We start from the raw sequence: 24005 nt of genomic DNA, 5'->3' as shown, positions 1-24005 counted from the left end.
TGACGGTACTTCGGGCTTCTTCGCGCACGGCGACAGCGCGTCGGTGACGGCACGGGACCGGGCGGGTTTCGGCCAGTCCTCCGCATGGGAGTGAGTTCTCCGTCCAGGCGCCCTGGTCGCCACGCCCGCTTGGCCGACGGGCCCGTTGTGCACGACCCGGCAGGGCGTATGGAGGCCCCGGAGAAGGCGGGTTGACAATTTACGACCCCCTGTGAGCTTGGTGATCTCCGGTGAGGGGGATCAGTACGACCAGTCAGGGGGATTATGAGGGGGGATGTGTCATGAGGCTGGAATTCGCCGTGCTCGGAACCCAGTCCACCGAGGGCGGCCTGAGTGCCTGGGCCGCGTTCTGGCAACAGTCCGGCAGCGCCGCCGTGTGGCTGCTCGCCATAGGCCTGGTTTTCGTCGTCATCGGGCTCGTCCGACTGGGGTCCTGGCTGCTGAGACGTTACCGGAGCAACCGGCTGCTGCCTGTGGTGGTGTGCGAGGATCGCGCCCTCCTCGGCGGCAACGGCCACAGGGGCAACGGCAACGGGCACAACGGTGGGGACCACAACGGCGGCCAGGGCCACGAGTCCGCGCGGACCGCCGAACTGGCAGCCTACATCACGGAGCACATGGCCGCTGACACGCTCGGCCCGAACGTCCTGACTCCCGGCAGCGGCAGCACCATCGGCCCCGATCCGGCCCCGGAGACCACGTCCTCGCCGCACGGCTGGATGGACGTGATGAAGCGGCTCGCCCTCTTCCGCCCCCAGGCGTACCACGTGATGCTGCACTGTCTGTCCGCCGACGACGAGCGGCTCCGCTTCTCGGTGCGCATCCTGTACATGCCCAAGAACACGGTGGTGGCGGCCACGATCATGGAGGCCGAGGCCAGCACGCGGACGGGCGGGTCCCCGGACGGTGCCGAGAGGGAGCTGTACGATCGGATAGCTTGTTACTGCACCGTCAAGGTCCTCGCGGATCCGCGCTCGAAGGACCGTATCCCCCGCTGGGAGAGCTGGGGCGACGACCCTGCGGCGTACCGCTTCTACCGCATGGGCATCAAGGCGCAGGAGCTGGCTCTTGAGCTGGCTGCAAAGGGACGGAGCAGGGCCAGTAAGAAGCAGGCCCAGCGCGCAGACAAACACTATGCGCAGGCCGCGGAACTGGTGCCCGGAAACCTGCCGGTCCGGCTCTATCAGGCGGGATTCCAGGAGCTTATCGCCCAGACCTTCGGCGTGCGAAACCAAGACGACCGCATCCGCAGCGCCGTCGACATCTACACGTACTGCGTCCGGCTGTGGCCCGAGCACATTGAGACCGCGTACCGCCTGGCCATCGCCCGCGCCGGACAAGGCGGCGACCGGGGTGCGCAGGCGGACGACGAAACGAGCTCCAGCGCCCACCTCGGCCGGCTCATCGAGCGCCTTTCCCGGCGGGCCATCATTCGCCGCTACGCCCGCACCTGGCTTCCGGGGCGTCGAAACCTCGGCGAACGCCGCTACTGGCGCCGGTGGTTCGCCCTCGAGCGGCCCCGTCCCTCGCTGCGGACCCGTCGCCGCTCCTTCCTCGGGGCCGTACGGATCGCCCACGCGGCCGAGGTCCTTCGGGTGAACCCCAATGCCCCCCGGCCGCCCGATGGGCTCCCAGAGGCGTTCTGCGACGTTGCCAGCGAGGTCGCGGGCGGCAGGGCGCGCTGGGGCCGGCGCAGGGGCGGCCGTGACTGGGGGATGCGCCGTCTGCTGTACGCCGATCACGCGCGCGACGAGGGCCACGCGGGGCAGCACGAGCACAGTCGGGCGCTGACCCCCGGTGCGGCGCCGCGGCACCGGGGTTCCAACAGGGCCGCCGCCGGACATCTGGTCCACTACAACGCCGCCTGCTTCCTCAGCCTGGCGCTGGCGGTGGACGCTCCCGCGGATTCGGGTGACTGGTCCGACGACGAATGGCGCGAGGACTGCGCCCGCGCGGCCGTGACCCAGCTCAACACCAGCCTCCGCGTTACCCGCAGCCAGTTCTCCATCGCTTGGGCCGAAACCGACACGGACCTGCGACCCCTGCTCACCGGCCGCCTCCCGCACGACCCTCGGGACCCCTTGCCATCTTGGGGCCAGATCAGCAGCAACTGGGCGCGGTCCGCAGGGATCCGCGTCACGGACGAGTCGTCCGCGGCGTGGCCCCGCCGAGTCGGTGGCTTGCTCCGCGGGCGCCGACGACATCGGTAGGGTCGCGGCCTGTCGGCTGTGTCGGTCAACGGATTGCCCGGCGGCGGGACAACGCTCGCGCGGAAGCCCGCCCGGGAACCGGAGCTCCCGGTGCCCGAAAGGACGCCCTGCCCCACTCCCGCTACACCGAGGTCGGCCTCCTGGTGCCGGACGTCGACGTCGAGGGCGTCGACCGACCGGCCCCGGCGGTCGAGGCGGCCCGCGGACCGGCCTGATCACGCCTTGGAGTCATCGTCCTGGGGGGCGGCGTGAGTGGCCAGGACGAGGTCGATCAACGCCCTGGCGGCGGCGGACGGGCGGCGTTCCGTGGCGGTGACGAGGGAGACCTCGAAGCGGGGCGCGGGCTGCACCGGACGCATTGCGAGAGCGTCGGCGCGGGTGCCGGAGGTCAGCGAGGCGCTCACGAAGGCGCAGCCGAATCCGGCGCGGACCAGGTCGACGACCGTGGGGATGTCGGCGACCTCTACGGCGATCTCCCGCCGCAGGCCGCTCCGGGTGAACATGCGGTCGACGCTGGCGCGGGTGCCCCACCCGACGGGGAAGTCCACGAAGCGCTCGCCGTCCAGGTCGGCGAGCGGGATCACCGAGTGCTCGGCGAGGGGGTGGCCCTCCGGGCAGGCGAGCAGGAGAGGCTCGGACGCGAGCAGGCGCTGCGTCACGCCAGCGGGGTACATGCCGGGGAGCGCGGTGAAGGCCAGGTCGAGGCTGCCGTCGAGCACCCGGGTGACGAGTTCGGCTGAGCCGCCCGGAGCGGTGCTGGGGATGATCTGCACCTGCGGGCGCTCCCGGTGGTAGCGGGTGAGGGTGGCGGCCAGATCGATGAGCGCCAGCGAGTGCATGATGCCGACGTTGACGGTGCCGCGCACACCGCCCTGTGCGGCTGCGACGGCGTCGCGGGCCGCGTCCACCGCCGCGAGGGCGGTGCGGGCCTCGTTGAGCAGGGCGCGGCCGGCGTCGGTGAGTTCGACCTGGCGCGTAGTGCGGTTGAACAGCTTCCCGCCGAGTTCACGCTCCAGGGACCGCACGGAGACGGAGAGCGTCGACTGCACCAGATGCAGTCGGGCCGCGGCGCGGGTGAAGCTGCCCTCCTCGGCGACGGCCACGAAGTGTTCCAAGTGCCGAAGCTCCACGTCGTGCTCCTTTCGCATTCATGCAGCTCATTGATGATCCCCATCGATTTTCTTCGTTGGACATCATAAAGCGAGCCAGGGAGCCTGAAGGGCGACTCGGCAGGGCAGACCACGCCGCTGCTGCCTCGAGCAAGCACTTGGAAAAGGAAGCCGTACTTGTCTGTCATCCCCGCAGGGCGGGCGGAGCCGCGGGCGCACCGCCACCGACCCACCCGACGCCATCGGCACCACTCGTTCGGCTTCTGGACCACCACGCTCGCCTTTCTGGTGAACATGGGCTTTTCGGCCGTGCCGACTCCCCTGTACGTGCTCTATCAGCGGCGCGACCACTTCTCCACGATCATGATCACCGTCGTGTATGCCGTGTACGCGGTCGGCGTGATCGCCAGCCTCTTCCTCGCCGGCCACCTCTCCGACTGGATCGGCCGCAAGCGGGTGCTCATGCCCGCGCTGCTGCTCAACATCGTCAGCGCGCTTGTCTTCGTGCTCGCGCCGAGCCTGCCCGGCCTGCTGGTGGCCCGGGTCCTCTCCGGTGTCTCCGTCGGCCTGACCACCGCGACGGCCACCGCCTATCTGAGCGAACTGCACCTGGGAACCTGGCGCGGACGGTCGGGCTCGCCGCGCCGCTCTCAGATCGTCGCCACCGCGGCCAACCTCGGCGGCATCGGGTTCGGTCCGCTGGTCGCCGGGCTGCTCGCCCAGTACGCCCCCCAGCCGCTCGTGCTGCCCTACGTGGTGTTCCTCGTCGCGCTGGCCGCGCTGGCCGTCCTGGTCGCCTTTTCGCCCGAGACCGCGGACCTGCCGGATCCGGCCCCGCGGTACCGGCCGCAGCGCATCGCGGTGCCGGAGCACGCGCGCCGGATGTTCTTCGCTGCCGTCGCGACAGGCCTGGGTGCGTTCGCCGTCTACGGAATCTTCAACTCCCTGGCGCCCACCTTCCTGGCCGGGACCCTGCACGAGAGCTCCCATGCGGTGGCCGGGGCCGTGGCGTTCGCCGCGTTCGCCGCCGGAGCGGTGGCCCAGATAGCGCTGAGCCGCGCCCCGCTTGCGCTCACGCTGCGCACGGGCCCGCTCGTGCTTGTTCCCGGCCTGACCCTGCTGGTGGGCGGGATGTGGCTGCCCAGCCTGGCGATGTTCGTGATCGGCGGGGTGCTGACCGGCGCCGGCGGAGGACTGGCCTTCCGCAGCGCACTGACCGCGGCCGGGGCGACCGCCCCGCCCGAGTCCCGGGCCGAGGCGCTCGCCTTCTTCTTCCTCGGCGCCTACCTCGGTCTGTCGGTGCCGGTCGTCGCACTGGGCATCGCGACGCAGTACGTGTCCGCCCGCGTGGTGATGCTCGGCTTCGTGGTGATCGTGGGCGCCGCCGTCGCGCTGGGCGTCCGCTCGGTGCGCACGCAGTACGTGCGCCACGAACTCGGCGCGAGTCCCCGATGACCGCCGTGCCTCCCCGCGCCGGTCGGCCTGTGCTCCAAACGATCACCATCCCACGCTCCCTGGCGAGGACGCGGATCACGCTGCCCGCTTCGAGCCTGCCTCGCGCCAATTCCGGCTTCTCGCCGTTCGCGTGGCGGCTTCACCAGCATGATCCACTTGAGCGCCGACGGCCGCTGCCGCCCGCTGTCCCTGATCGTCACGGCGGAACAGGGGGCGGACTGCACCCAGTTCGTGCCGGCGCTGGAGAAGATCCGGGATCCCCGGCTCGGGCCGGGAAGGCGCCGCAAGAAGCCGGCCGCCGTCGCGGCGGACAGGGGCTACAGCAACGGCCCCTGCCGCGACTACCTGCGGCGCCGGGGCATCCGGCACACGATCGCGGAGAACGCACCCCACAGAGCGCGACCATCTACCTGGCCGGACTCCACATCGCCGGCACCTTCCTCTGGTCTGCCCGGTGATCCAACGACATCCCTAAGAGCCATCACGTAATGCTGTGATGTCCGCCCGATGTCTGTGCGGGGCTGGCATGGCTGGGTGGCGTGCCGGCTCCGTGCAGCCGGCTGTTCCGACGTGGGCCTTGTGCCGCTCGTTGGCGGGTCGGGTCTCATTCGGGGTAAGTCCGGTACCGGGTGGTGGTGTTTTGTCGAGCAGAGGCCCGCGGCCGGAAGCATCCGGCTTGTGGGCTGCCGCGTGGGTGTGGCCCCGGCTGGGGCGTGCACCGCGCTGCGGTTGACTCGACAGGGCTTCTTGCAGCCCTTCATGGAACACGATCTGTGTGTGGCGCGCCTGGACTGTGTCCAGGCGTGCGGTGCTTGGGTGGTCGGGGTCGGTGAGGTGGACGTGGGCGCAGAGGGCGGCGGAGACCTTGTCTCGGTCGCCGGTCAGCCCGCAGGCGGGACAGTGGTGGATGCGGTCGGCGAGGGTTTTAACGACCTTTTCGCCGCAGAAGCAGGTCTGGGAGAGTGTGGTGGTGAAGGTGGAGGCCCGGAGCATCCGCCCGCCGGTCTTCTCGCATTCCCGGCCAAGAGCGGTGATGAGCCGTCCGGGTGTGGTGGCCTGCAGTGCTTTGCCCCACCTGCGGTACCAGGTGCGGATGTCGCAGTCCTCGACGATCAGGTTCGCGCCGTGCTCGGCGGTGATCTCTTCGGCGATGCGGCGGGCGCGGTGGTCTTTTGCCGCAGCCTGGGTGGCGGCGGCTTCGGCAAGGCGAGCCCGGTCGAGCCGGTAGCCGGCTGACAGGCTGTCGCGCCGGTAGGGCTGCTTGGGCACCCCAGCCTTGTTCGCTGCCCGTGACTGGTTTGGTGGTCAGGCTGGGGTGGGGATCCAGGCGCCTCGGCCGTCGAAGAGTCGGGTGATGGTGTCGAGCAGGTTGCGGCCCTGCTTGGCGGCGGTAGATAGGTAGCCGCGCACGGCGAAGAAGCGCTCGGCTCCGGGTGCCGTGCGCCAGCCGCCGGAGATCTTCTGCTGGATCTTGGCCATCCGGATGGCCTGCTCGCTGGTGTTGTTGTCGAAGGGCACCCGCCAGTCGAAGGCGAACCGGAGCACCTGGTGGCTTTCGGTGTCGAGGCGGTCGAGCAGGTTCGCGGCCTTGTCCCGTTTGCGGCGTGGTTCGCCGGGGGCGCGGGGCGGGTGCAGGGTCCGTCCGGCGGCGATGATCTCCTCGTAGCGGGCGGTGAGGCGTTCGAGGGCGTCGACGGTGAAGCCGGTGGCGTGAGGGTGCGCGGTCTGGATGTTCTTGATCTCGTCCCAGGTGTCCACCAGCAGCGCGGCCAGCTCTTCGGCCCAGTCCTCGGGGTGGCCGGCAGGCGCGTTGTCCACGACGGAGGCCAGTTCGCGCAGGTGGTGGGCATTGCATAGGGCGTGGACCGCGTCGGTGTACGTCTTGTAGGGCTTCCAGCCGTCGTGGACCGCGATGCCGGTGAAGTGCGGTAGGACGCCCATGGCTTCGAACGCCTTCACGCCGCGCTTCGTGTGGACCTGGTAGAGCGTCAGCGAGCGGGTGCAGGCGGTGTGTACCCAGCAGGTGCGCCCCGCGATCCGGGTGCCGGTCTCGTCGAAGCCGACCACCTCGCACTCGATGAGTTGCTGCCGCACGGCCTCGGTGTGCGGGGCGACTGCCTCGGCGGCCTGCCCGGCCCACCCGAGCAGAGTCGCGGTGGCCACATCCGCGTCCAGGCAGTCGGCCAGCAGTTCGGCGCACCGCTCATAGGGCAGGTGCTGGCGAGTGAGCAGGTAGACCGCCAGGCTCTTCAGCCGCGGCCCGTACTGGGCCGGGGCGGCGGGGGCGTCGGAAGGGGTGGCGGCAGCGTTGACCTGCCCGCAGGCGCAGCGGCGGTGTTCGATGCGGTGCTCGGTCACCCGCAGGCGGATCTCGGGCAGGTCGAAGACCTGCCGCCGCTCGATGGAGACTACCTCGGCCCCGGTCAGGTCACCCGCGCAGCCCAGGCAGGCGGTCGGGGAATGGACCTCGATCGCGTCGGGCTCGTCGACCTGCATCAGCGCGCCCCCGGCGCCGCCGCGGGGCTTGCCCGGGCCTCGGCCCGAGGGCTTACGTAGCGACGTCGGCCTCGCCAGCCCGTCGCTGGACGGCGGCTTGGAGGAGTTCTTCGAGTTCATCCCCAGACGCCGCTTCAGCTCACCGTTCTCCGCGCGCAGCTCAGCGATCTCGGCCCGGGCGGCCGTCAGCTCGGCCCTCAACTCGCCAACGAGTGCAATCAGTTCCGCGTAGCTCGGCAGCGGCGGGGTGTCGGACACGAGATCCAATGATCAACGAGTTGGACGCCAAGATCAACTCAGTGCGCCAGGACCACCAAACCAGTTACCGCTGCCCTTGCCCCGCCGGGCGTTTCGACGATCCGTGCGAGAAGGCCCGCGGCCTGGCGCCTTTCGGCCCGGGCTTGTTGGCGTTTCGACGGCCGGTACTGGCCGGGGTTGGACGCTCGGCGGGAGCGGTCGAGGGCGCGCCTGCGGCCGCGGTCCTTGCGGCGGGCTTTCGCCAGCGCGGCAAGCTCCGCGTCGCTGGGCTCGATGCGGGTTGTTTCGACGTCGCCGTCGGCGGGGTCGAAGGTGTGGGGGAAGGAGACGATGGAGAGGTTGGAGACGTTGCCGTCGATGCCACCGACCCGCTCGAGTGCGGCCGCCGCCGCACGCCGGGCCTTCGTGGCGGGGGATGCGTAGCCGCCGGTCAGGACCATCAGGTGGGCTTCGTAGGCCCACCCGCCCGGCGCTGAGGTGTCGCGGCGGCGCACGAGGTCGATCTTGTGCCAGGTATCGGGATTGGTCAGGAAGTGCACCAGGCGCGGCCAGCGACCCGAACCCGAGGGCAGCCGGACGGGCAGGACCAGGTCACCACGACGTGAACCGGCGCCGCCGGTGAACACGACGACCAAAGGCCCGGTGTGGTCCCACCACGTCGCGGCCCGCGTCTTCGTCGTGTCCTTCGCCGTCACCTCGCCCGTCTGAATACGTCCCGTAGGGCGCATAGGAGCAGGCAGATGCCGAGGCTGCTCCAGCACCCCGGTCCCTGCCGGGAGCGCGGCAGCCTGCTCCGGGGTGGTGACCGTATGGTCGAGGTTGCGGTTGCGGTAGGTGTCCAGGTGCCCGGCCAGGGTGCCGTGCAGCCGGAAGGTCTCCCACTTCCGCGAGATGGTGTGGGAGCGGGCGCGGCCTGGGATGCGGGTGTAGTCCCACCACCGGCCCGCGCGGGGCCGGCCGTGCCTGCGGCCGGAAGAGTCCGGGAGCAGATGCCGGCTCACGGAAGTCTCGAAGACCTCGTCGGCCTGGTGCATCACCAGTGCTTTGGTGACGTGATGGGCGAGGTGCCTGGAGTTTTCCATGTGCCGGTAGGCGCGGCGTTCCATCCCTTCCCGGGACAGACCCAGCTGAAGCCGCCAGACTTTCGCGTCCCTCTCGCGGCGGACATCGCCGGCCCAGTACGCGTCGACGGCGTCCCGCGCGTCACGCTGCAGTGCGCGTTTGACGGACCACATCGCCCAGAACAGACCCTCGGTCCGGTGCCGGGCGCCGGGGTCGTGGACATCCAGCGGCAGACGGATCACCGCAACGTCGATGTCCGCGCTTCGCGTCCAGCGCTTCCCCTTGTTCTTTCCCCGGTATCGACGAGCAGGAGCAGCATCGAAGCAGGCCGCGGTCTCACACAGTTCTGTGGTCACCGATGCTCCACCTCCTTCTTTGGCTCATGCCGGACGCCGTCACCTGTCCGCAGTTTGACCAGCACGGCAACCAACGCCAAAGCTACAAAACCCCACTGACAACGCCCCGTGCCACGACAAGACTTCGGTCTCTACGATGGCCTTCATGCACCTGCCTCTTGCCCGCCGCACGTCGGCCGACCTTCATGCCTGGACACCACTGACCGGGCCGCACATGCAGCACCTCATCGAGTAACTGTGGGAGCTCGCACCCCATACGGGCCGCGGTAGGCCCTGGTCACCGCCGTTCGCCGACCGGACCCTCCTCGCTGTTCCGGCCTACCGGACCAACCTCACCATGCAGCAACTCGGCTCCCTCTCCGGCGTCTCCCACACGCCGGCCACCGGGTCATGACTCAAGGCCGGGAAGTTAAGGGTCTTGTGGTTGGCGTCGAGGCCCGTCGCGGTCAGCAGGCGAGGGTGTAGGTGGCGGGTCCGGTCTTGTGGATCACGCCGCGGTGAGCCCACTGGGACATCTGGACGCGGAAGCTGTTGATGTTCGTGACGCCGAGGATGCGGGCGACATCGCGGGCGTGCCAGGGCTCGCCGGGGCGGCTGGCAAGCACGGCGAGGGCGAGTGTCATCCGGCCGCCCGGGTCCGCCGAATCGTGTTCTTCGGAGGTGCCGTCGGTAGGTGAACTCTCCATGATTTCATGCCCGTTGTTCTCCTCGGTCGATGGTGGGACGGTGCTGGGCGGCGCGAGCGGGGTACTGGTGCGGTCGTGGATGGTGATCTCGATGGCGGTCACCGGGGTGCCGGCCTGGGGGCGGGCCTGGCCCTTGAAGGCGTGGTAGCGCGAGATCGGTGACTTGACCTTGCGGGCGCTGATGCGCAGGCGGCGGGCGGGCAGCAGGTTGTCCAGGACCGCGGCGCCGATCGTGCCGACCGGCTGGGGGTGCTCGGGGGCGATCCCGGCCGCGAGGATGACCTGGGTCCGCGCGGCCTGCAGGGCGGTGATGAAGCCGGCGCGGTCGGGGTCGATACCGGGGCGGGACTCCACGGCGTCGACCATGACGGTACGAAGCGCCTGGTAGAGGGCGAGGGCGGCCCACAGTTCCTGCTCGATGCCGAACCGGTCGCCCGAGCGCAGGACCCGGCCTGCCATGAGCGTGGAGCGCAGGGCGAAGAACGCCGATTCGATCTCCCACCTTTCGGCATAGATCCTGGTCAGACGCTCGGCGGGGTCGGCTACGGGGTCCAGCAGGGTGGTGGCCAGGCGGTAGCGCCCGCCGACGTGGGTGCCGTCCGCCAGGACGCAGACGATGTCGGCCTCGATGACGCGCACCGTCAGCTCCCCGAATCGGGAAAGGTAGGAGCCGTCGGACAGGGCCCGGAGCAGGGGCGGTCGGCGGGTGGACTTGCAGCGGGCCAGGAACTGGGCGCCGGTGGCGGCGGCCTCGGCCAGGAAGGTGTTGCTGTCGAAGCCCCGGTCGATCAGCAGCAGGTGGTCACGGCCCAGCAGCGGCAGCAGGCGCTTGGCGTAGCTGGTCTCGCCGGCGCTGCTGGGGCCGAGGCAGGCGCCGAGCAGGCCGCGAGTGCCGGTCTCCACCAGCGCCATCAGCATGAGGGTGGGGTAGCCGGCCCAGGCGAGCCGATAACGGATCTTGCCGAGCCAGCCCCGGGCCCGCTCGCTGTCCGGGGTCTTGATCGAGGAGCAGCCGTCGAAGGCGACGGTGCGAAGGTGCCGGTAGCGGACGCCGGGTGTGGTGGGCTGGGCCAGCGGTCCGGCCAGGGTCTCGAACAGGAGCTTGAGCGGGGCGGGGGTGAGGCGGCGGCGCAGGTGCCGCAGCGCGGTGGTCGACACCTGCGGGAGCGGCAGGTTGCCAAGGGCGGCGGTGAGTTGACGCCAGACGCCCTGGTAGCCGTGGTCGGGGAACAGGGCCAGGGCGAGCATGTAGTACACGCCGACGCGCGAGGGCAGCGCGCGCAGCCGCTGCTGGGTCCGTCCGGTCTCCTCCAGCACGGCGTCGACCAGCTCGAAGGGGATGACCTGTGTCAACTCGCCCAGATGGCCCGGGGCGTAGACCCCAGCGGCGACCGTGCTGGAACGAGTGAGGGTGATGGTGGCACACTGGCCGGGCAACGGGACCTCTGCTCTGGATCTCGGACTGTCTTGCGAGGACGTCCCAAGATCTACCAGCGGTCCCGTTCCGCATGTAGCCCCAGGTCAGCACACATCAGCCCCCGCCTGGACAGTGCCCCGGCCAGCCTTAACTTCCCGGCCTTGTTGTGTCCTGAACGCGAAAGGAAGAAGCATGTAGGAACTCTTCTTGTAGCGATGCTGTACGAAGGATGAAGGTTTGGCCCTTCAAATTTGCCCTGCGGGGGGAGGATTTAAACCACGTGTGTCACGAACGCAGAGGGGAGTTCAGGTAGGAGAGCTTCGCGATGCGGTGCTGTGCGAGAGATGAGGGACTTGGCCCCTCGGTTCCGTCCTGCGGGGGATGGTGCCAAACCGCCACATGCTGCGTTGGTTGACGACCGTCGTGGTGAGCGATGTGGAAAAGGCGGCGGTAGAGCCGTCAGGTGGGGATCAGGAAGACGAACGCAAGTGAATCGCTGCTGAAGTGTCGTTAGAAAACAGGTGACATCAGAACCGGAGATTTGTGGTTGCTCCGGGATAAGTCTGGCGGGAGTCCCGTCTACTGGCCAGGCGGTGTCCGGCACGGAGGCGACGTGAGCCTGATCTGCGGCTCTCGCATGGAACGTGAGAAGGCATGCCCTGATAGTGCCGCTTGAGTCATGCGGGTGGCGAGAGGGAGCGGCCCAAGCGGAAGAACCGTGAGGGTTTGAGTACCGACGCGGGGTGTGCTGGCGGACCGGCTCGTAGTAGTGAGGAACCCTTTGTAATGAAGGGGGAGCGAAGGGGCCGGGTCATCCGTGACTGATTGTTCGTTCGGTCAACCGGAAGTTCTCCGGGAGGAGCTGGGTGGACCAGTTGAAATCATCGGACAAGCCGTTTGAGATCTCGAAGTGGGAGGTTCAGGAGGCGTACGAGAAGGTCAAGGCGAACAAGGGTGCGGCAGGGGTGGACGGGCGCTCCATCGAGGACTTCGAGAAGGATCTGAAGGGTAATCTCTATCGAATCTGGAATCGTCTGTCTTCGGGGAGTTACTTTCCGCCTCCGGTGAAGGGTGTGGAGATCCCGAAGTCGCATGGTGGTGGGGTTCGTTTGCTCGGTGTGCCCACCGTGGCTGACCGAATCGCTCAAACGGTAGTAGCCCGGCGTCTTGAAGAGAAGGTCGAACCGATCTTCCATCAGGACTCCTACGGCTACCGTCCTGGGCGGTCCGCGTTGGATGCGGTCGCGGCGTGCCGGAAACGCTGTTGGAAGTATGACTGGGTGATCGATCTGGACATCCAGAAATTCTTTGACAGCGTGCCATGGGACCTTGTCGTCAAAGCGGTTCGGGCCCACACGGATCTCCCTGGGTAGTTCTGTATGTGCGGCGGTGGCTTGAGGCGCCGTTGCAACTGCCTGACGGGACCTTGCAGCAGCGCGATCGCGGAACCCCGCAGGGTTCTGCGATTTCGCCTGTTTTGGCTAACCTGTTCATGCATTATGCGTTCGACATGTGGATGGCCCGGGAGTATCCGGGCGTACCGTTCGAACGGTACGCAGACGACGGTGTTGTGCACTGTGTCAGCGAGGGTCAGGCCCGGAAACTACGGGAGGCAATCGCGAACAGGATGCGGGAAGTTGGGTTGCGGCTGCATCCCGACAAGACCAAGATCGTGTACTGCCGGGATGGTAATAAGCGCCGACGTCCGTACGGGCAGACGGAGTTCACCTTCCTGGGGTTCACTTTCCGGGCTCGCAAGGCCATCGACAGGAATGGGGAGAGGTTCACCTCGTTCCTGCCGGCGATCAGCAAGGAATCCTCGAAGAAGATCAGTGGTGAAGTGCGGCAATGGCGGCTTCACCGACAGATCGGCCGGACCTTCGCCGAGCTCGCACGGGCGATCAATCCGATCGTTCGGGGCTGGATGCAGTACTTCGGTGCGTTCTACCGGACGGCGCTGCTTCCCCTCCTGGAGCGCATCAACGCCTACTTGATGCGCTGGATCCGCAAGAAGTTCAAGCGGCTGCGGACCTTCAAGAAGGCCCATGCGTGCTGGCGGCGTATCACCCGTCAGTACCCCAGGCTCTTCGCCCATTGGGCATGGGTTCCCACGTTCTGGTGATCAGGATGACAAGAGCCCGGTGACGGGAGACTGTCACGCCGGGATCTGTGAGGGCCGGGGGGTGAAATTCCCCCCGGCTACTCGACCTCATGCTGCGCTAGCTGAAGACTGCCGTGGTGAACGATGAGGAAAAGGCGCCGGAAAACGGTGTCAGGTGGGGATCGGGAAGGCGAACGCAAGTGAATCGCTGCTGACGTGTCGAAAAGTAGAGTTGACATCAGAACCGGGGTGTCAAGGCAGTCCCGGGAGGAGTCTGGCGGGTGCCCGTTTATTGGCCAGGCGGTGTCCGGCATGCAGGCGGCGCGAGCCCGGTCTGCGGCCTTCGTGCGGAACAGGAGAAGGCGGGCCTGGATACGTCTCCGCTGGTGAGCGGGGAGAAAGGGAGCGTCCTGGACGGTCCGAAGCCGTGAGGGACTGAGTACCGATGCCAGGCACGCCGGCGGACCGGCTCGTAGTAGTGATGAAGCCCCTGTAATGGGGGCGGAGCGAAGGGGCCGGGTCGTTCGTGACTATGTTTATTCGATCAACCGGGTGTTTCCCGGGAGGAGTCGCGTGAACGAGTTGAAAGCATCAGGCAAGCCATTTGATATTTCGAAGCAGTCCGTCTGGGAGGCGTACGTGAAAGTCAGGTCGAACAAGGGCGCTGCGGGTGTGGATGCGGTGTCGATGGAAGAGTTCGAGAAGGATCTGAAGAACAATCTGTACCGGATCTGGAACCGTCTCTCCTCCGGCACCTATTTCCCACCCCCGGTGCGTGCGGTGGAGATCCCGAAGAAAGGGGGCGTCCGGATTCTGGGCGTGCCCACGATAGGGGATCGTATCGCTCAGACGGTGGTTGCCGGGGTGCTGGAGGCGAAGGCCGAACCGGTCTTCCACCCGGACTCATACGGCTATCGTCCCGGGCGGTCGGCGATCGACGCTGTGGGCCGGTGCCGGGAGCGCTGCTGGAAGGCGGACTGGGTCATCGACCTGGACATCCGCGCGTTCTTCGACAGCGTTCCGTGGGATCTGGTCCTCAAGGCGGTCGCTGCCCACACTGATCCGTCCCAGTCCTGGGTCCTGTTGTACGTGCGGCGCTGGCTGGCCGCACCGCTGCAACTGCCCGACGGGACACGGCGCGAGCGGGACCGGGGGACGCCCCAGGGCTCTTCGGTTTCGCCTGTCCTCGCCAACCTCTTCCTCCACTACGCCTTCGATTCCTGGATGGCGCGGAACTTCCCCGCCATCGGGTTCGAACGCTACGTGGACGACGCGGTGGTCCACTGCGTCAGCGAACGCCAGGCACGCTTCGTGCTCAAGGCGATCGAGAAGCGGATGACCGAGGTGGGGCTTGAACTGCACCCGGAGAAAACCCGGATCGTGTACTGCCAGGATGCCAACCGGCGTGCCTCGTACGAGCAGACCGAGTTCACCTTCCTGGGTTCACCTTCCGCACACGCTCCGCGGTGCGCAAGGACGGCCGGATGTTCCGGTCGTTCCTCCCCGCCGTCAGCGGGGAGGCCCTGCGCCGTATCAGTTCCGAGGTGCGGTCCTGGCGGCTGCACCACCGCACCAGCCTGACCGAAGCAGACCTCGCACGGTTCATCAACCCGATCATTCGGGGATGGATGGCGTACTACGGGGCCTTCTACCAGTCGGCCCTGTATCCCCTCCTGGAACGCGTCAATGCCTACGTGATGCGGTGGATGCGCAAGAAGTTCAAACGGCTGCGGGGCAGGAAGAAAGCCCAAATGGCGTGGAACCAGGCCGTCTCACGACGACCTCGGTTCTTCGCCCACTGGGCCTGGACCACCCATGCTCCCCGCGTCTGGTGACCAGAGCGACAAGAGCCGTATGACGAGAGATCGTCACGTACGGATCTGTGAGGGCCGAGGGGTGAGAATCCCCTCGGCTACTCGGCGGTCATGACTCGGCTCGCCGAACCACTCGCCGAGCTCCTCGGACCCCCACCGACTGACCGGCGGGAGCTGTGGATTGTCGACGCAACGCTGATCCCCGTCCACGACCAGCAGCGCGCAGCGAAGAGCAAGAACTACCGGCACAGCGTCAACGCGCAGATCCTCTGCCGGGCCCGCCACCGGAGAGTCGTCGCCGTCAAAGACGCCTGGCCCGGCAACCGCAACGACAACGTCGTTTTCCGCGAAACCCTCCAGAAAACACTCCCTGACCATCCCCGCCCCTCCGGCGACGGCGGCTACCGAGGCCGCGACCGCATCCGCACGCCACGCCGAGGCCTCGACGGTCGCCTCATCAAAGACCGCACCTACCGCCGGTTCCGCAAACGCTGCGCCGTCGCAGAACACACCATCGCCCGGCTCAAAGACCACCAGATCCTCCGCCAACGCAGGCGCCGCGGCGAGGCGGTCAACCACGCCGTCGCTGGCGTCGCCGCACTCCACAACCTCAAGATCGACATCCCGTAAACGAAGCACCCCTGGCGGGGCAGCAGGCCCCGGACCGCATTACGTGATGGCTCTTAGCCTCGATCCACCGACGTGGTTTCGAAGTGATCTCCGAGCGTTTGCGGGGCGGGTTCTGGGCTGTCGGCTGGGTGCGGGCAGGTGGTATCCACTGGTCTGCTCAGCTTTTGCACGATTTCAGCTTCAGTCGGGCCCGGCGGGCGGGGCGGTCGGGGACGTCAGGCCCCTTCAGACGGGCGGTGGACGGTGTCGCACCGCTGTGTCCACGCATCGTGCCAGGGCCATCGCTGCGGGAGGCGGCCTGGCAGCCACCGGCTACTGATCCCGGGGCGGGCGAGAAGCAGCGGTGGTAGGCGAGTTCACCGGTGGTGCGGTTGCGCAAAGGGCTTGGCCAGCCTCGAGGAACACCAAGTCCGCCGCTTCACCTCGTGGTCCCGCTGGGGCACCCTGGCTATGCCGGCGCACGCCTTCCTCGCCGTCGTCCGCGCCGACGGACGCGCCCGCCACCCCGCCCCGGACGGTCTGATCTCGCTCACCTGCAACGAGATCCGGCGCCTGTTCACTGCGTTCGCCAGCCGGCCCATCCGCGATGCGGCCCATCGGCTCGGTTGGTCCCACTGGAGACGCCGCCATCAGGCCCGAGCCTGGGCCAGCCATTACCGCCGGCAAGCCGTGCATCAGACATGAAGATCACGATCTACGGCTGGAGGTGTGCCACGAACGCTGAGAGTGAGGTTGATGGAGGTAGAGACCCTGCTTGATGCGGTGCTGTGCGGAAGATGAAGGTTTGTGGCCCTTCGGCGTCGCCCTGCGGTGGGAGGCGTCAAACCGCGTGTGTCACGAACGCAGAGGGGAGTTCAGGTAGGAGAGCTTCGCGATGCGGTGCTGTGCGAGAGATGAGGGACTTGGCCCCTCGGTTCCGTCCTGCGGGGGATGGTGCCAAACCGCCACATGCTGCGTTGGTTGACGACCGTCGTGGTGAGCGATGTGGAAAAGGCGGCGGTAGAGCCGTCAGGTGGGGATCAGGAAGACGAACGCAAGTGAATCGCTGCTGAAGTGTCGTTAGAAAACAGGTGACATCAGAACCGGAGATTTGTGGTTGCTCCGGGATAAGTCTGGCGGGAGTCCCGTCTACTGGCCAGGCGGTGTCCGGCACGGAGGCGACGTGAGCCTGATCTGCGGCTCTCGCATGGAACGTGAGAAGGCATGCCCTGATAGTGCCGCTTGAGTCATGCGGGTGGCGAGAGGGAGCGGCCCAAGCGGAAGAACCGTGAGGGTTTGAGTACCGACGCGGGGTGTGCTGGCGGACCGGCTCGTAGTAGTGAGGAACCCTTTGTAATGAAGGGGGAGCGAAGGGGCCGGGTCATCCGTGACTGATTGTTCGTTCGGTCAACCGGAAGTTCTCCGGGAGGAGCTGGGTGGACCAGTTGAAATCATCGGACAAGCCGTTTGAGATCTCGAAGTGGGAGGTTCAGGAGGCGTACGAGAAGGTCAAGGCGAACAAGGGTGCGGCAGGGGTGGACGGGCGCTCCATCGAGGACTTCGAGAAGGATCTGAAGGGTAATCTCTATCGAATCTGGAATCGTCTGTCTTCGGGGAGTTACTTTCCGCCTCCGGTGAAGGGTGTGGAGATCCCGAAGTCGCATGGTGGTGGGGTTCGTTTGCTCGGTGTGCCCACCGTGGCTGACCGAATCGCTCAAACGGTAGTAGCCCGGCGTCTTGAAGAGAAGGTCGAACCGATCTTCCATCAGGACTCCTACGGCTACCGTCCTGGGCGGTCCGCGTTGGATGCGGTCGCGGCGTGCCGGAAACGCTGTTGGAAGTATGACTGGGTGATCGATCTGGACATCCAGAAATTCTTTGACAGCGTGCCCTGGGACCTTGTCGTCAAAGCGGTTCGGGCCCACACGGATCTCCCCTGGGTAGTTCTGTATGTGCGGCGGTGGCTTGAGGCGCCGTTGCAACTGCCTGACGGGACCTTGCAGCAGCGCGATCGCGGAACCCCGCAGGGTTCTGCGATTTCGCCTGTTTTGGCTAACCTGTTCATGCATTATGCGTTCGACATGTGGATGGCCCGGGAGTATCCGGGCGTACCGTTCGAACGGTACGCAGACGACGGTGTTGTGCACTGTGTCAGCGAGGGTCAGGCCCGGAAACTACGGGAGGCAATCGCGAACAGGATGAGGGAAGTTGGGTTGCGGCTGCATCCCGACAAGACCAAGATCGTGTACTGCCGGGATGGTAATAAGCGCCGACGTCCGTACGGGCAGACGGAGTTCACCTTCCTGGGGTTCACTTTCCGGGCTCGCAAGGCCATCGACAGGAATGGGGAGAGGTTCACCTCGTTCCTGCCGGCGATCAGCAAGGAATCCTCGAAGAAGATCAGTGGTGAAGTGCGGCAATGGCGGCTTCACCGACAGATCGGCCGGACCTTCGCCGAGCTCGCACGGGCGATCAATCCGATCGTTCGGGGCTGGATGCAGTACTTCGGTGCGTTCTACCGGACGGCGCTGCTTCCCCTCCTGGAGCGCATCAACGCCTACTTGATGCGCTGGATCCGCAAGAAGTTCAAGCGGCTGCGGACCTTCAAGAAGGCCCATGCGTGCTGGCGGCGTATCACCCGTCAGTACCCCAGGCTCTTCGCCCATTGGGCATGGGTTCCCACGTTCTGGTGATCAGGATGACAAGAGCCCGGTGACGGGAGACTGTCACGCCGGGATCTGTGAGGGCCGGGGGGTGAAATTCCCCCCGGCTACTCGACCTCATGCCGCGTTAGCCGAAGACTGTCGTGGTGAGCGATGAGGAAAAGGCGCTCAAGAGGCGTCAGGTGGGGATCGGGAAGACGAGCGCAAGCGAATCGTTGCTGAAGTGTCGTTAAGCAGACAGATGGCATCAAAACCGGGGTCTTTAGCCAACTCCGGGAAGAGCCTGGCGGGAATCCGCTTACTGGCCAGGTGGTGTCCGGCATGTAGACGACGTGAGCCCGGTCTGCCGCTCTCGCATGGAACAGGAGAAGGCGCGCCTCGATACTGCCCTGTCCTCGGGCGGGTGAGAGGGAGTGTCCCAAGTGGCGGACACCACAAGGGATCGAGTACCGACGCGGGGCACGCTGGCGGACCGGTTCGTAGTAGTGAAGAAGCTCTTGTAATGAGAGTGGAGCGAAGGGACCGGGCCATTCGTGACGTTGTTTATCTAGACAACCGGGCTTCCCGGGAGGACCTATATGGACGCGTTGAATTCATCAGGCAAGCCGTTTGACATCTCGAAACGGGAAGTCTGGGGGGCGTACGAAGTGGTGAAAGCGAACAGAGGCGCGCCCGGCGTGGACAGTCGCTCCATTGAGGACTTCGAGAAGGATCTGAAGGGCAACCTTTATAAGATCTGGAACAGGATGTCGTCAGGGACGTACTTCCCGCCGCCGGTGCGTGCGGTGGAGATTCCCAAGTCGTCTCCCGAAGGCGGCGTCAGGATCTTGGGCGTGCCCACGGTGGCCGACAGAATCGCCCAGACGGTGGTGGCCAGGCATCTGATGGACCGGGTCGAACCCGTATTCCATGAAGACTCCTACGGCTACCGGCCCGGACGATCGGCCTTGGAGGCGGTGGAACGCTGCCGTCAACGCTGCTGGAAGAGGGACTGGGTGATCGATCTCGATGTCCAGAAGTTCTTCGACAGCGTCCGGTGGGACCTCATCGTCAAAGCCGTGGAAGCGCACACCGATGCCCGTTGGGTAGTGCTGTATGTGAAGCGGTGGCTCCAAGCTCCGCTTCAACTGCCCGATGGCACCTTGCAAGAGCGGAATCGTGGGACTCCCCAGGGGTCAGCGGTTTCGCCCGTGCTGGCGAACCTGTTTCTCCACTACGCGTTCGACTTGTGGCTCGCCCGTAAATGGCCGGGTATCACGTTCGAGCGCTATGCCGACGACGCAGTCGTGCACTGCGTGTCGGAGCGTCAGGCCCGCGAAGTGCTGGCGTCGCTGACGGACAGGATGGAGGAGGTCGGGCTCCGCTTGCACCCCGACAAGACCAAGATCGTGTACTGCCGGGACGGTAAGCGCCGACGGCCTTTCGGGCAGACGGAGTTCACTTTTCTCGGGTATACGTTTCGCGCACGCGAGAGCCGGAACAGGCACGGACGGCGGTCCACGTCGTTCGAGCCGGCGATCAGTAAGGAAGCTCTGAAGAGGATCAGTGCGGAAGTCCGCAGTTGGCGGCTCCACACTCGGTCCGATCTCTCCTTCGTCGAGCTTGCACGACGGATCAATCCGGCCGTGCGGGGCTGGATGCAGTATTTCGGTCGGTTCTACCGGTCGGCACTGAATCCCCTCTTGATGCGCATCAATGCCTACTTGGTGCGGTGGATCCGTCAGAAGTACAAGAGGCTCGCGGCGTTGCGGAAAGCGCTCCAGAAGATGTGGGAGATCGCCGACAGGTACCCCCGCATGTTCGCGCACTGGAGATGGACCACAGTGGCGTCCGTGGCCTGGTGATCAGAGTGGCAAGAGCCGTGTAACGGGAGACTGTTACGCACGGATTCTGTGAGAGCCGAGGGGTGAGATTCCCCTCGGCTACTCGGCAGACCGTCGTGGTGAGCGTCCGGGGAAAAGGCGCTGATCAGGCGTCAGGTGGGGACCGGGAAGGCGAACGCGAGTGAACCGCTGATGACGTGTCGTAAGTAGTAGATGACATCGAAACCGGGGTGTCTTCAGGACCCCGGGATGAGCCTGGCGGGTGACCGTGTATTGGCCAGGCGGTGTCCGGCATGAAGGCGGCGCGAGCCCGGTCTGCGGCTTCCGTGCGGAACGTGGGAAGGCGCGGCGCGATACTGCCCTGGCTCAGCAGCCGGGGCGACAGGGAGAGCCTGGTGCGGAAGCGCTCCGGCCGGGTGCTGAGTACCGTTGCGCGGCGCGCTGGCGGACCGGCTCGTAGTAGTGGGGAAGCCTCGGTAATCGAGGTGGAGCGAAGGGGCCGGGTCGTTCGTGACTGGTTTGTTCGGTCAACCGGAAGTTCTCCGGGAGGAGCGGGATGGACGAGTTGAAAGCGTCGGCCAAGCCGTTCGACATCTCCAAGCAGGAGGTGTGGGACGCCTGGGTGAAGGTGAGAGGGAACAAGGGCTCATCCGGCGTGGATGGGGTGTCGATCGAGATGTTCGAGAAGGACCTGAAGAACAATTTGTACAAGGTCTGGAATCGGATGTCCTCCGGCACGTACTTCCCGCCGGATGTCAAAGCGGTGCCGATCCCCAAGGGCGGGGGTGGCATCAGGGTTTTGGGGGTGCCGACGGTCCTCGCATAGGGCCGCATCGTCCAGGCAGTCGTTGGGTTCGTTGGTGGTTACCCACCCGTTCCACCCGTTGTTCGGCTGCGAGTTGGAGATTTTGTACGTCAAGCGCCGGAGCGGTGCGCTGGTCTTCGTCTGCGTGAGCGGTGCGAGCCGGAGCGTGACGCTGTCGCAGGCGTGGACCGACCGGGGGGTTGCGGCCGAGGAGCACCCACTCGCCATCGAGGGCCTGTGTGCTGCGCGTGCGCTGGTGAATGCCCTGATAAGCCGTGGTGCGGACCGGGACGGGGGCGGATCCTGATGGCATGTGAGGTGTGTCGCGTGGATGCCCTGGCGTGGGCGGGAGCGAGGAGCCGTGCCGCGGATCGGGGTGTTTGGCGAGACGGTGATGGTGCTGGCCAACATGGTCGAGTCCGTGCTGGGAGGCGGCCGTGAACGGGCAGTCGAAGATCACCGCGTCGCATCGGTCCCGGCAGGCGGTGGTCTACCTGCGGCAGTCGACGTATGTGCAGGTGAGGGACAATACCGAGTCCACGGCGAGGCAGTACGCGCTGGCCGACGAGGCGGTGCGGCTGGGCTGGGACCGCGAGGACGTCGTGGTGATCGACGCGGACCTGGGCGTGTCGGGGAAGTTCGGGGCCGAGCGCGAGGGCTTCCGCGAGCTGGTGGCGAAGGTCTGCCTGGGCGAGGTCGGGGCGATCTTCGGGCTGGAGGTGTCCCGTCTGGCTCGCTCGTCGGCGGATTTCGCCCGGCTGCTGGAACTGGCTCGGCTGACAGAGGCGCTGCTGGTGGACGGCGACGGCATCTACGACCTCGCGGACATCAACGACCGGCTGCTGCTGGGGCTCAAGGGCAGTATGAGCGAGGCCGAGCTGCACATCCTGGCGTCTCGGTTGCAGGGGGCGAAGCGGGCCGCCGCCGAGCGAGGCGAGCTGCACTTCCCGCTGCCGGTCGGCTACGTCTACGACGACGAGGGCGAATGCGTGCTCGATCCGGACGTGGAGGTGCAGACGGCGATCCGGGACGTCTTCGCCGCGTTCGCAGAGGGCGGCTCGGCCTACGCGGTGGTGGCCGCATTCGTCGGCCGGCGCTTCCCGCTGCGGGCCTATGGAGGCGTGTGGGCAGGTCAGTTGCGCTGGGGCAAGCTCACCCACGCCAGGGTGCTGGGGGTGCTGAGCAACCCGTGCTACGCGGGCACCTACGTCTACGGCCGGTTCTCCACCCGGCGCACGGTGGAGCCGGATGGCACTGTGCGCACGGGGGTGCGGCTGCTGCCGAGGGACCAGTGGCCGGTGGTGCTGCATGACCACCACGAGGGCTACATCACCTGGCAGGACTTCCTGGACATCGAGGCGAGGCTGAAGGCCAACTGCACTCATGACGGTGCGCGTCCGGCTCGGGAGGGCCTGGCCCTGTGTCAGGGGATCATCGGCTGCGGCTCGTGCGGGCGCCCGATGACCACCCGCTATCACCGCAGCGGGCAGGCGGCCTACGAGTGCTCCGGGTCGAAGGCCGACCACCAGGGCACACCGACCTGCCGGTCCATCAGGGCGGACGTCGTCGATGACGCTGTGGCCGCACGCCTGCTGGCCCAACTCACCCCGGGCCAGATCACCGTCGCCCTCGCGGCAGCGGACGAGGTCACCACCCGCCACACCCGCTCGCACCGGGCGGCCGAGCTGGCGGTGGAACGCGCCCGCTATGAGGCGGACCGTGCCGAGCGGGCGTTCACCGGCTTTCTCCGAGGATGCCCCGGCCTTCAGGCCGGGGAGGAATCGGACTCCTGCGGAGCAGGGCAGGGACAGCCGGATCGCCGTCAGGGCGATCCGGCGTCCACCCCGCACGGCCGTGATGCCGCCCACAACGGTCAAGAACTCTCAACTGTCAGTCCTCCCAGGTAGGTTCGGATGCATGACGACAGAAGCGACCACGAAGGACACCGGGCATGCCCGGTACACCTTCCGTGTACGCCTGTCGAAGACAGCCCGGCGCGCACTCGAAGCCGAGTGGGATCGCTGCCGCTGGATCTGGAACGAATGCGTGGCCAAGTCCCGGCAGGCCCACGCGCAGAGCAGAGCGGGCGGCGAGAAGTTGACGTGTGGTCCGGCGCAGTTGGACAGGATGCTGACCGAGGCCCGCGGGGTGATGCCGTGGCTGGCCGAGGGTGCCTCGGTGCCGCAGCAGCAGGCGATTCGGGACTTCGCCAGGTCGAGGGCGAAGGCGTTGAAGGACATCAAGGACGGGCTTGCGCAGCACCGCCGGGCGGGGATGCCCCGCTTCAAGCGCAAGCGTGACAGCCGACCGTCGCTGAACTACACCCGGCGCGGTTTCCGCCTCAAGGAGGGCCGTCTGCACCTTGCGGGCCAGATCGTGCTGAGCGTGGTGTGGTCGCGGGCTCTTCCGGCCGACCCGTCGAGTGTGCGCGTGTACCAGGACACGCTCGGGCACTGGTATGTGTCCTTCGTCGCCCCCGCGCAGAGCGAACCGCTCGCTCCCACGGGGCGGGTGCTCGGGGTGGACTGGGGTGTGAAGGAGACCGCCACCACCACGGATGGCGCCTACGATCTCCCGCATGCCGAGCACGGCAAGCGGTCCGCTCAGCGGCTCGCGAAGTACCAGCGGATGATGGCCCGGCGCCGGCGACCGAAAGGACAGCGTGCATCCACCGGCTACCGGAAGGCGCAGGCACAGGCAGCGAAGCTGCACAAGAAGGTCGCGCGGCAGCGGGAGGACACCGGCCGCAAGTGGGCCAAGGCCGTCATGCGCGATCATGACGGAGTGGCGGTGGAGGACTTCCGCCCGAAGTTCCTCGCGAAGACCACCATGGCCCGCAAGGCGGCCGACGCGGCCATCGCGGCGACGAAGCGTGCCCTGATCGAGATGGGCCGCAAGCACGCACGGGACGTCCGTCTCGTGCACCCGGCGCACACCACGATGGACTGCGCAACGTGCGGGGCGAGAACCAAGCACGCACTCCCTCTCTCGATGAGAACGTATGCCTGCACCGTGTGCGGAGCCGTGTCCCCCAGGGACAAGAACTCCGCCCGCGTGATGCTGGTCCGGGCAGGTTGGAACCCGGACGGTGTCGAGGGCGTAAGACCTCCTGGTCCGCTGGACCAAGAGGCGGCCTGAGCC

General features: G+C 67.0%; 19 protein-coding genes and 1 pseudogene. 15 read left to right on the top strand and 5 right to left on the bottom strand.

Annotation, left to right across the window (positions count from 1 at the left end):
* The first annotated feature begins 281 nt into the window (after positions 1-281).
* On the top strand, positions 282-2210 hold the full coding sequence (locus tag ACQEXA_RS02375; protein ID WP_432937679.1) for a hypothetical protein: 1929 nt from the start codon (positions 282-284) through the stop codon (positions 2208-2210).
* 215 nt (positions 2211-2425) lie between these two features.
* Here the strand turns inward: ACQEXA_RS02375 and ACQEXA_RS02370 are convergent, their stop codons facing one another.
* Positions 2426-3340 (bottom strand): LysR family transcriptional regulator, encoded by a 915-nt coding sequence (locus tag ACQEXA_RS02370; RefSeq protein WP_432937681.1) that lies wholly within the window; start codon positions 3338-3340, stop codon positions 2426-2428.
* 156 nt (positions 3341-3496) lie between these two features.
* Here ACQEXA_RS02370 and ACQEXA_RS02365 point away from each other — a divergent pair, with 156 nt between their 5' ends.
* Together ACQEXA_RS02365 and ACQEXA_RS02360 are read left to right on the top strand one after the other, a co-directional pair.
* Entirely contained in the window at positions 3497-4774 is a 1278-nt protein-coding gene (locus ACQEXA_RS02365; RefSeq protein ID WP_432937683.1) for an MFS transporter, read from the top strand.
* 27 nt (positions 4775-4801) lie between these two features.
* Entirely contained in the window at positions 4802-5263 is a 462-nt protein-coding gene (locus ACQEXA_RS02360) for a transposase (RefSeq protein ID WP_433134426.1), read from the top strand.
* On the opposite strand, the gene ACQEXA_RS02355 is transcribed toward ACQEXA_RS02360, so the two are convergent.
* From ACQEXA_RS02355 to ACQEXA_RS02340, 4 genes are all read right to left on the bottom strand, one after another.
* Entirely contained in the window at positions 5246-6043 is a 798-nt protein-coding gene (locus ACQEXA_RS02355) for a zinc ribbon domain-containing protein (RefSeq protein WP_433128400.1), read from the bottom strand. The two genes, ACQEXA_RS02360 and ACQEXA_RS02355, sit on opposite strands and share 18 nt — an antisense overlap.
* Positions 6044-6079: 36 nt before the next feature.
* Positions 6080-7528, bottom strand: coding sequence for an IS66 family transposase (gene tnpC, locus ACQEXA_RS02350; protein WP_432920114.1), 1449 nt, complete (start codon positions 7526-7528; stop codon positions 6080-6082).
* A 38-nt stretch (positions 7529-7566) separates the two neighbouring features.
* Positions 7567-8946 (bottom strand): hypothetical protein, encoded by a 1380-nt coding sequence (locus ACQEXA_RS02345; protein WP_433128398.1) that lies wholly within the window; start codon positions 8944-8946, stop codon positions 7567-7569.
* 446 nt (positions 8947-9392) lie between these two features.
* Positions 9393-11069 (bottom strand): IS4 family transposase, encoded by a 1677-nt coding sequence (locus ACQEXA_RS02340; RefSeq protein WP_433128396.1) that lies wholly within the window; start codon positions 11067-11069, stop codon positions 9393-9395.
* A gap of 846 nt (positions 11070-11915) precedes the next feature.
* Here ACQEXA_RS02340 and ACQEXA_RS02335 point away from each other — a divergent pair.
* The 12 genes and pseudogenes from ACQEXA_RS02335 (at position 11916) to ACQEXA_RS02280 (ending at position 24002) form a co-directional block, all read left to right on the top strand.
* The gene (locus ACQEXA_RS02335; RefSeq protein ID WP_432931328.1) at positions 11916-12422 is read left to right on the top strand and encodes a reverse transcriptase domain-containing protein; all 507 of its coding nucleotides are present in this window, start codon (positions 11916-11918) and stop codon (positions 12420-12422) included.
* Positions 12371-13171 carry a reverse transcriptase domain-containing protein gene (locus ACQEXA_RS02330; RefSeq protein WP_433128394.1) on the top strand — a complete coding sequence of 267 codons (801 nt, stop codon included), beginning with the start codon at positions 12371-12373 and terminating at the stop codon, positions 13169-13171. The genes ACQEXA_RS02335 and ACQEXA_RS02330 overlap by 52 nt, the downstream gene beginning before the upstream one ends.
* Positions 13172-13723: 552 nt before the next feature.
* On the top strand, positions 13724-14731 hold the full coding sequence (gene ltrA / locus ACQEXA_RS02325; RefSeq protein WP_433128392.1) for a group II intron reverse transcriptase/maturase: 1008 nt from the start codon (positions 13724-13726) through the stop codon (positions 14729-14731).
* Positions 14695-14985: a group II intron maturase-specific domain-containing protein gene (locus ACQEXA_RS02320; protein WP_433128390.1), complete on the top strand. Its 291-nt coding sequence runs from the start codon at positions 14695-14697 to the stop codon at positions 14983-14985. The genes ltrA (ACQEXA_RS02325) and ACQEXA_RS02320 overlap by 37 nt, the downstream gene beginning before the upstream one ends.
* A gap of 90 nt (positions 14986-15075) precedes the next feature.
* Positions 15076-15594: a transposase gene (locus tag ACQEXA_RS02315; RefSeq protein ID WP_433128388.1), complete on the top strand. Its 519-nt coding sequence runs from the start codon at positions 15076-15078 to the stop codon at positions 15592-15594.
* A gap of 333 nt (positions 15595-15927) precedes the next feature.
* A pseudogene (locus ACQEXA_RS02310) lies at positions 15928-16278 on the top strand (IS701 family transposase); the annotation flags it as partial.
* 731 nt (positions 16279-17009) lie between these two features.
* Positions 17010-18266, top strand: a complete 1257-nt coding sequence (gene ltrA / locus ACQEXA_RS02305; RefSeq protein ID WP_432920871.1) for a group II intron reverse transcriptase/maturase — start codon at positions 17010-17012, stop codon at positions 18264-18266.
* 548 nt (positions 18267-18814) lie between these two features.
* Positions 18815-20080 (top strand): group II intron reverse transcriptase/maturase, encoded by a 1266-nt coding sequence (gene ltrA / locus ACQEXA_RS02300; protein WP_433128387.1) that lies wholly within the window; start codon positions 18815-18817, stop codon positions 20078-20080.
* 535 nt (positions 20081-20615) lie between these two features.
* Complete coding sequence (locus ACQEXA_RS02295; protein ID WP_433128385.1) at positions 20616-20885, top strand: hypothetical protein; 270 nt, start codon at positions 20616-20618, stop codon at positions 20883-20885.
* Positions 20886-20919: 34 nt separating this feature from the next.
* Complete coding sequence (locus tag ACQEXA_RS02290; RefSeq protein ID WP_433128383.1) at positions 20920-21171, top strand: DUF5372 family protein; 252 nt, start codon at positions 20920-20922, stop codon at positions 21169-21171.
* Between the two features lie 130 nt (positions 21172-21301).
* On the top strand, positions 21302-22771 hold the full coding sequence (locus ACQEXA_RS02285; RefSeq protein WP_433128381.1) for a recombinase family protein: 1470 nt from the start codon (positions 21302-21304) through the stop codon (positions 22769-22771).
* 10 nt (positions 22772-22781) lie between these two features.
* Positions 22782-24002 (top strand): RNA-guided endonuclease InsQ/TnpB family protein, encoded by a 1221-nt coding sequence (locus tag ACQEXA_RS02280; RefSeq protein WP_433128379.1) that lies wholly within the window; start codon positions 22782-22784, stop codon positions 24000-24002.
* Positions 24003-24005: the final 3 nt, after the last annotated feature.

It is taken from the genome of Streptomyces sp. CA-106110, assembly GCF_050936285.1.
In the GTDB taxonomy this organism is placed as follows: domain Bacteria; phylum Actinomycetota; class Actinomycetes; order Streptomycetales; family Streptomycetaceae; genus Streptomyces.
Note: the sequence above shows the minus strand (reverse complement) of the source record. Positions and strands in the feature narration are given on the sequence as shown.

Coding starts and splice junctions, on each gene's coding strand:
- ACQEXA_RS02375 (WP_432937679.1), top strand. CDS start 282: ATGAGGCTGGAATTCGCCGTGCTCGGAACCCAGTCCACCGAGGGCGGC.
- ACQEXA_RS02330 (WP_433128394.1), top strand. CDS start 12,371: ATGGGACCTTGTCGTCAAAGCGGTTCGGGCCCACACGGATCTCCCTGG.
- ACQEXA_RS02315 (WP_433128388.1), top strand. CDS start 15,076: ATGACTCGGCTCGCCGAACCACTCGCCGAGCTCCTCGGACCCCCACCG.
- ltrA (WP_433128387.1), top strand. CDS start 18,815: ATGGACGCGTTGAATTCATCAGGCAAGCCGTTTGACATCTCGAAACGG.
- ACQEXA_RS02295 (WP_433128385.1), top strand. CDS start 20,616: ATGGACGAGTTGAAAGCGTCGGCCAAGCCGTTCGACATCTCCAAGCAG.
- ACQEXA_RS02280 (WP_433128379.1), top strand. CDS start 22,782: ATGACGACAGAAGCGACCACGAAGGACACCGGGCATGCCCGGTACACC.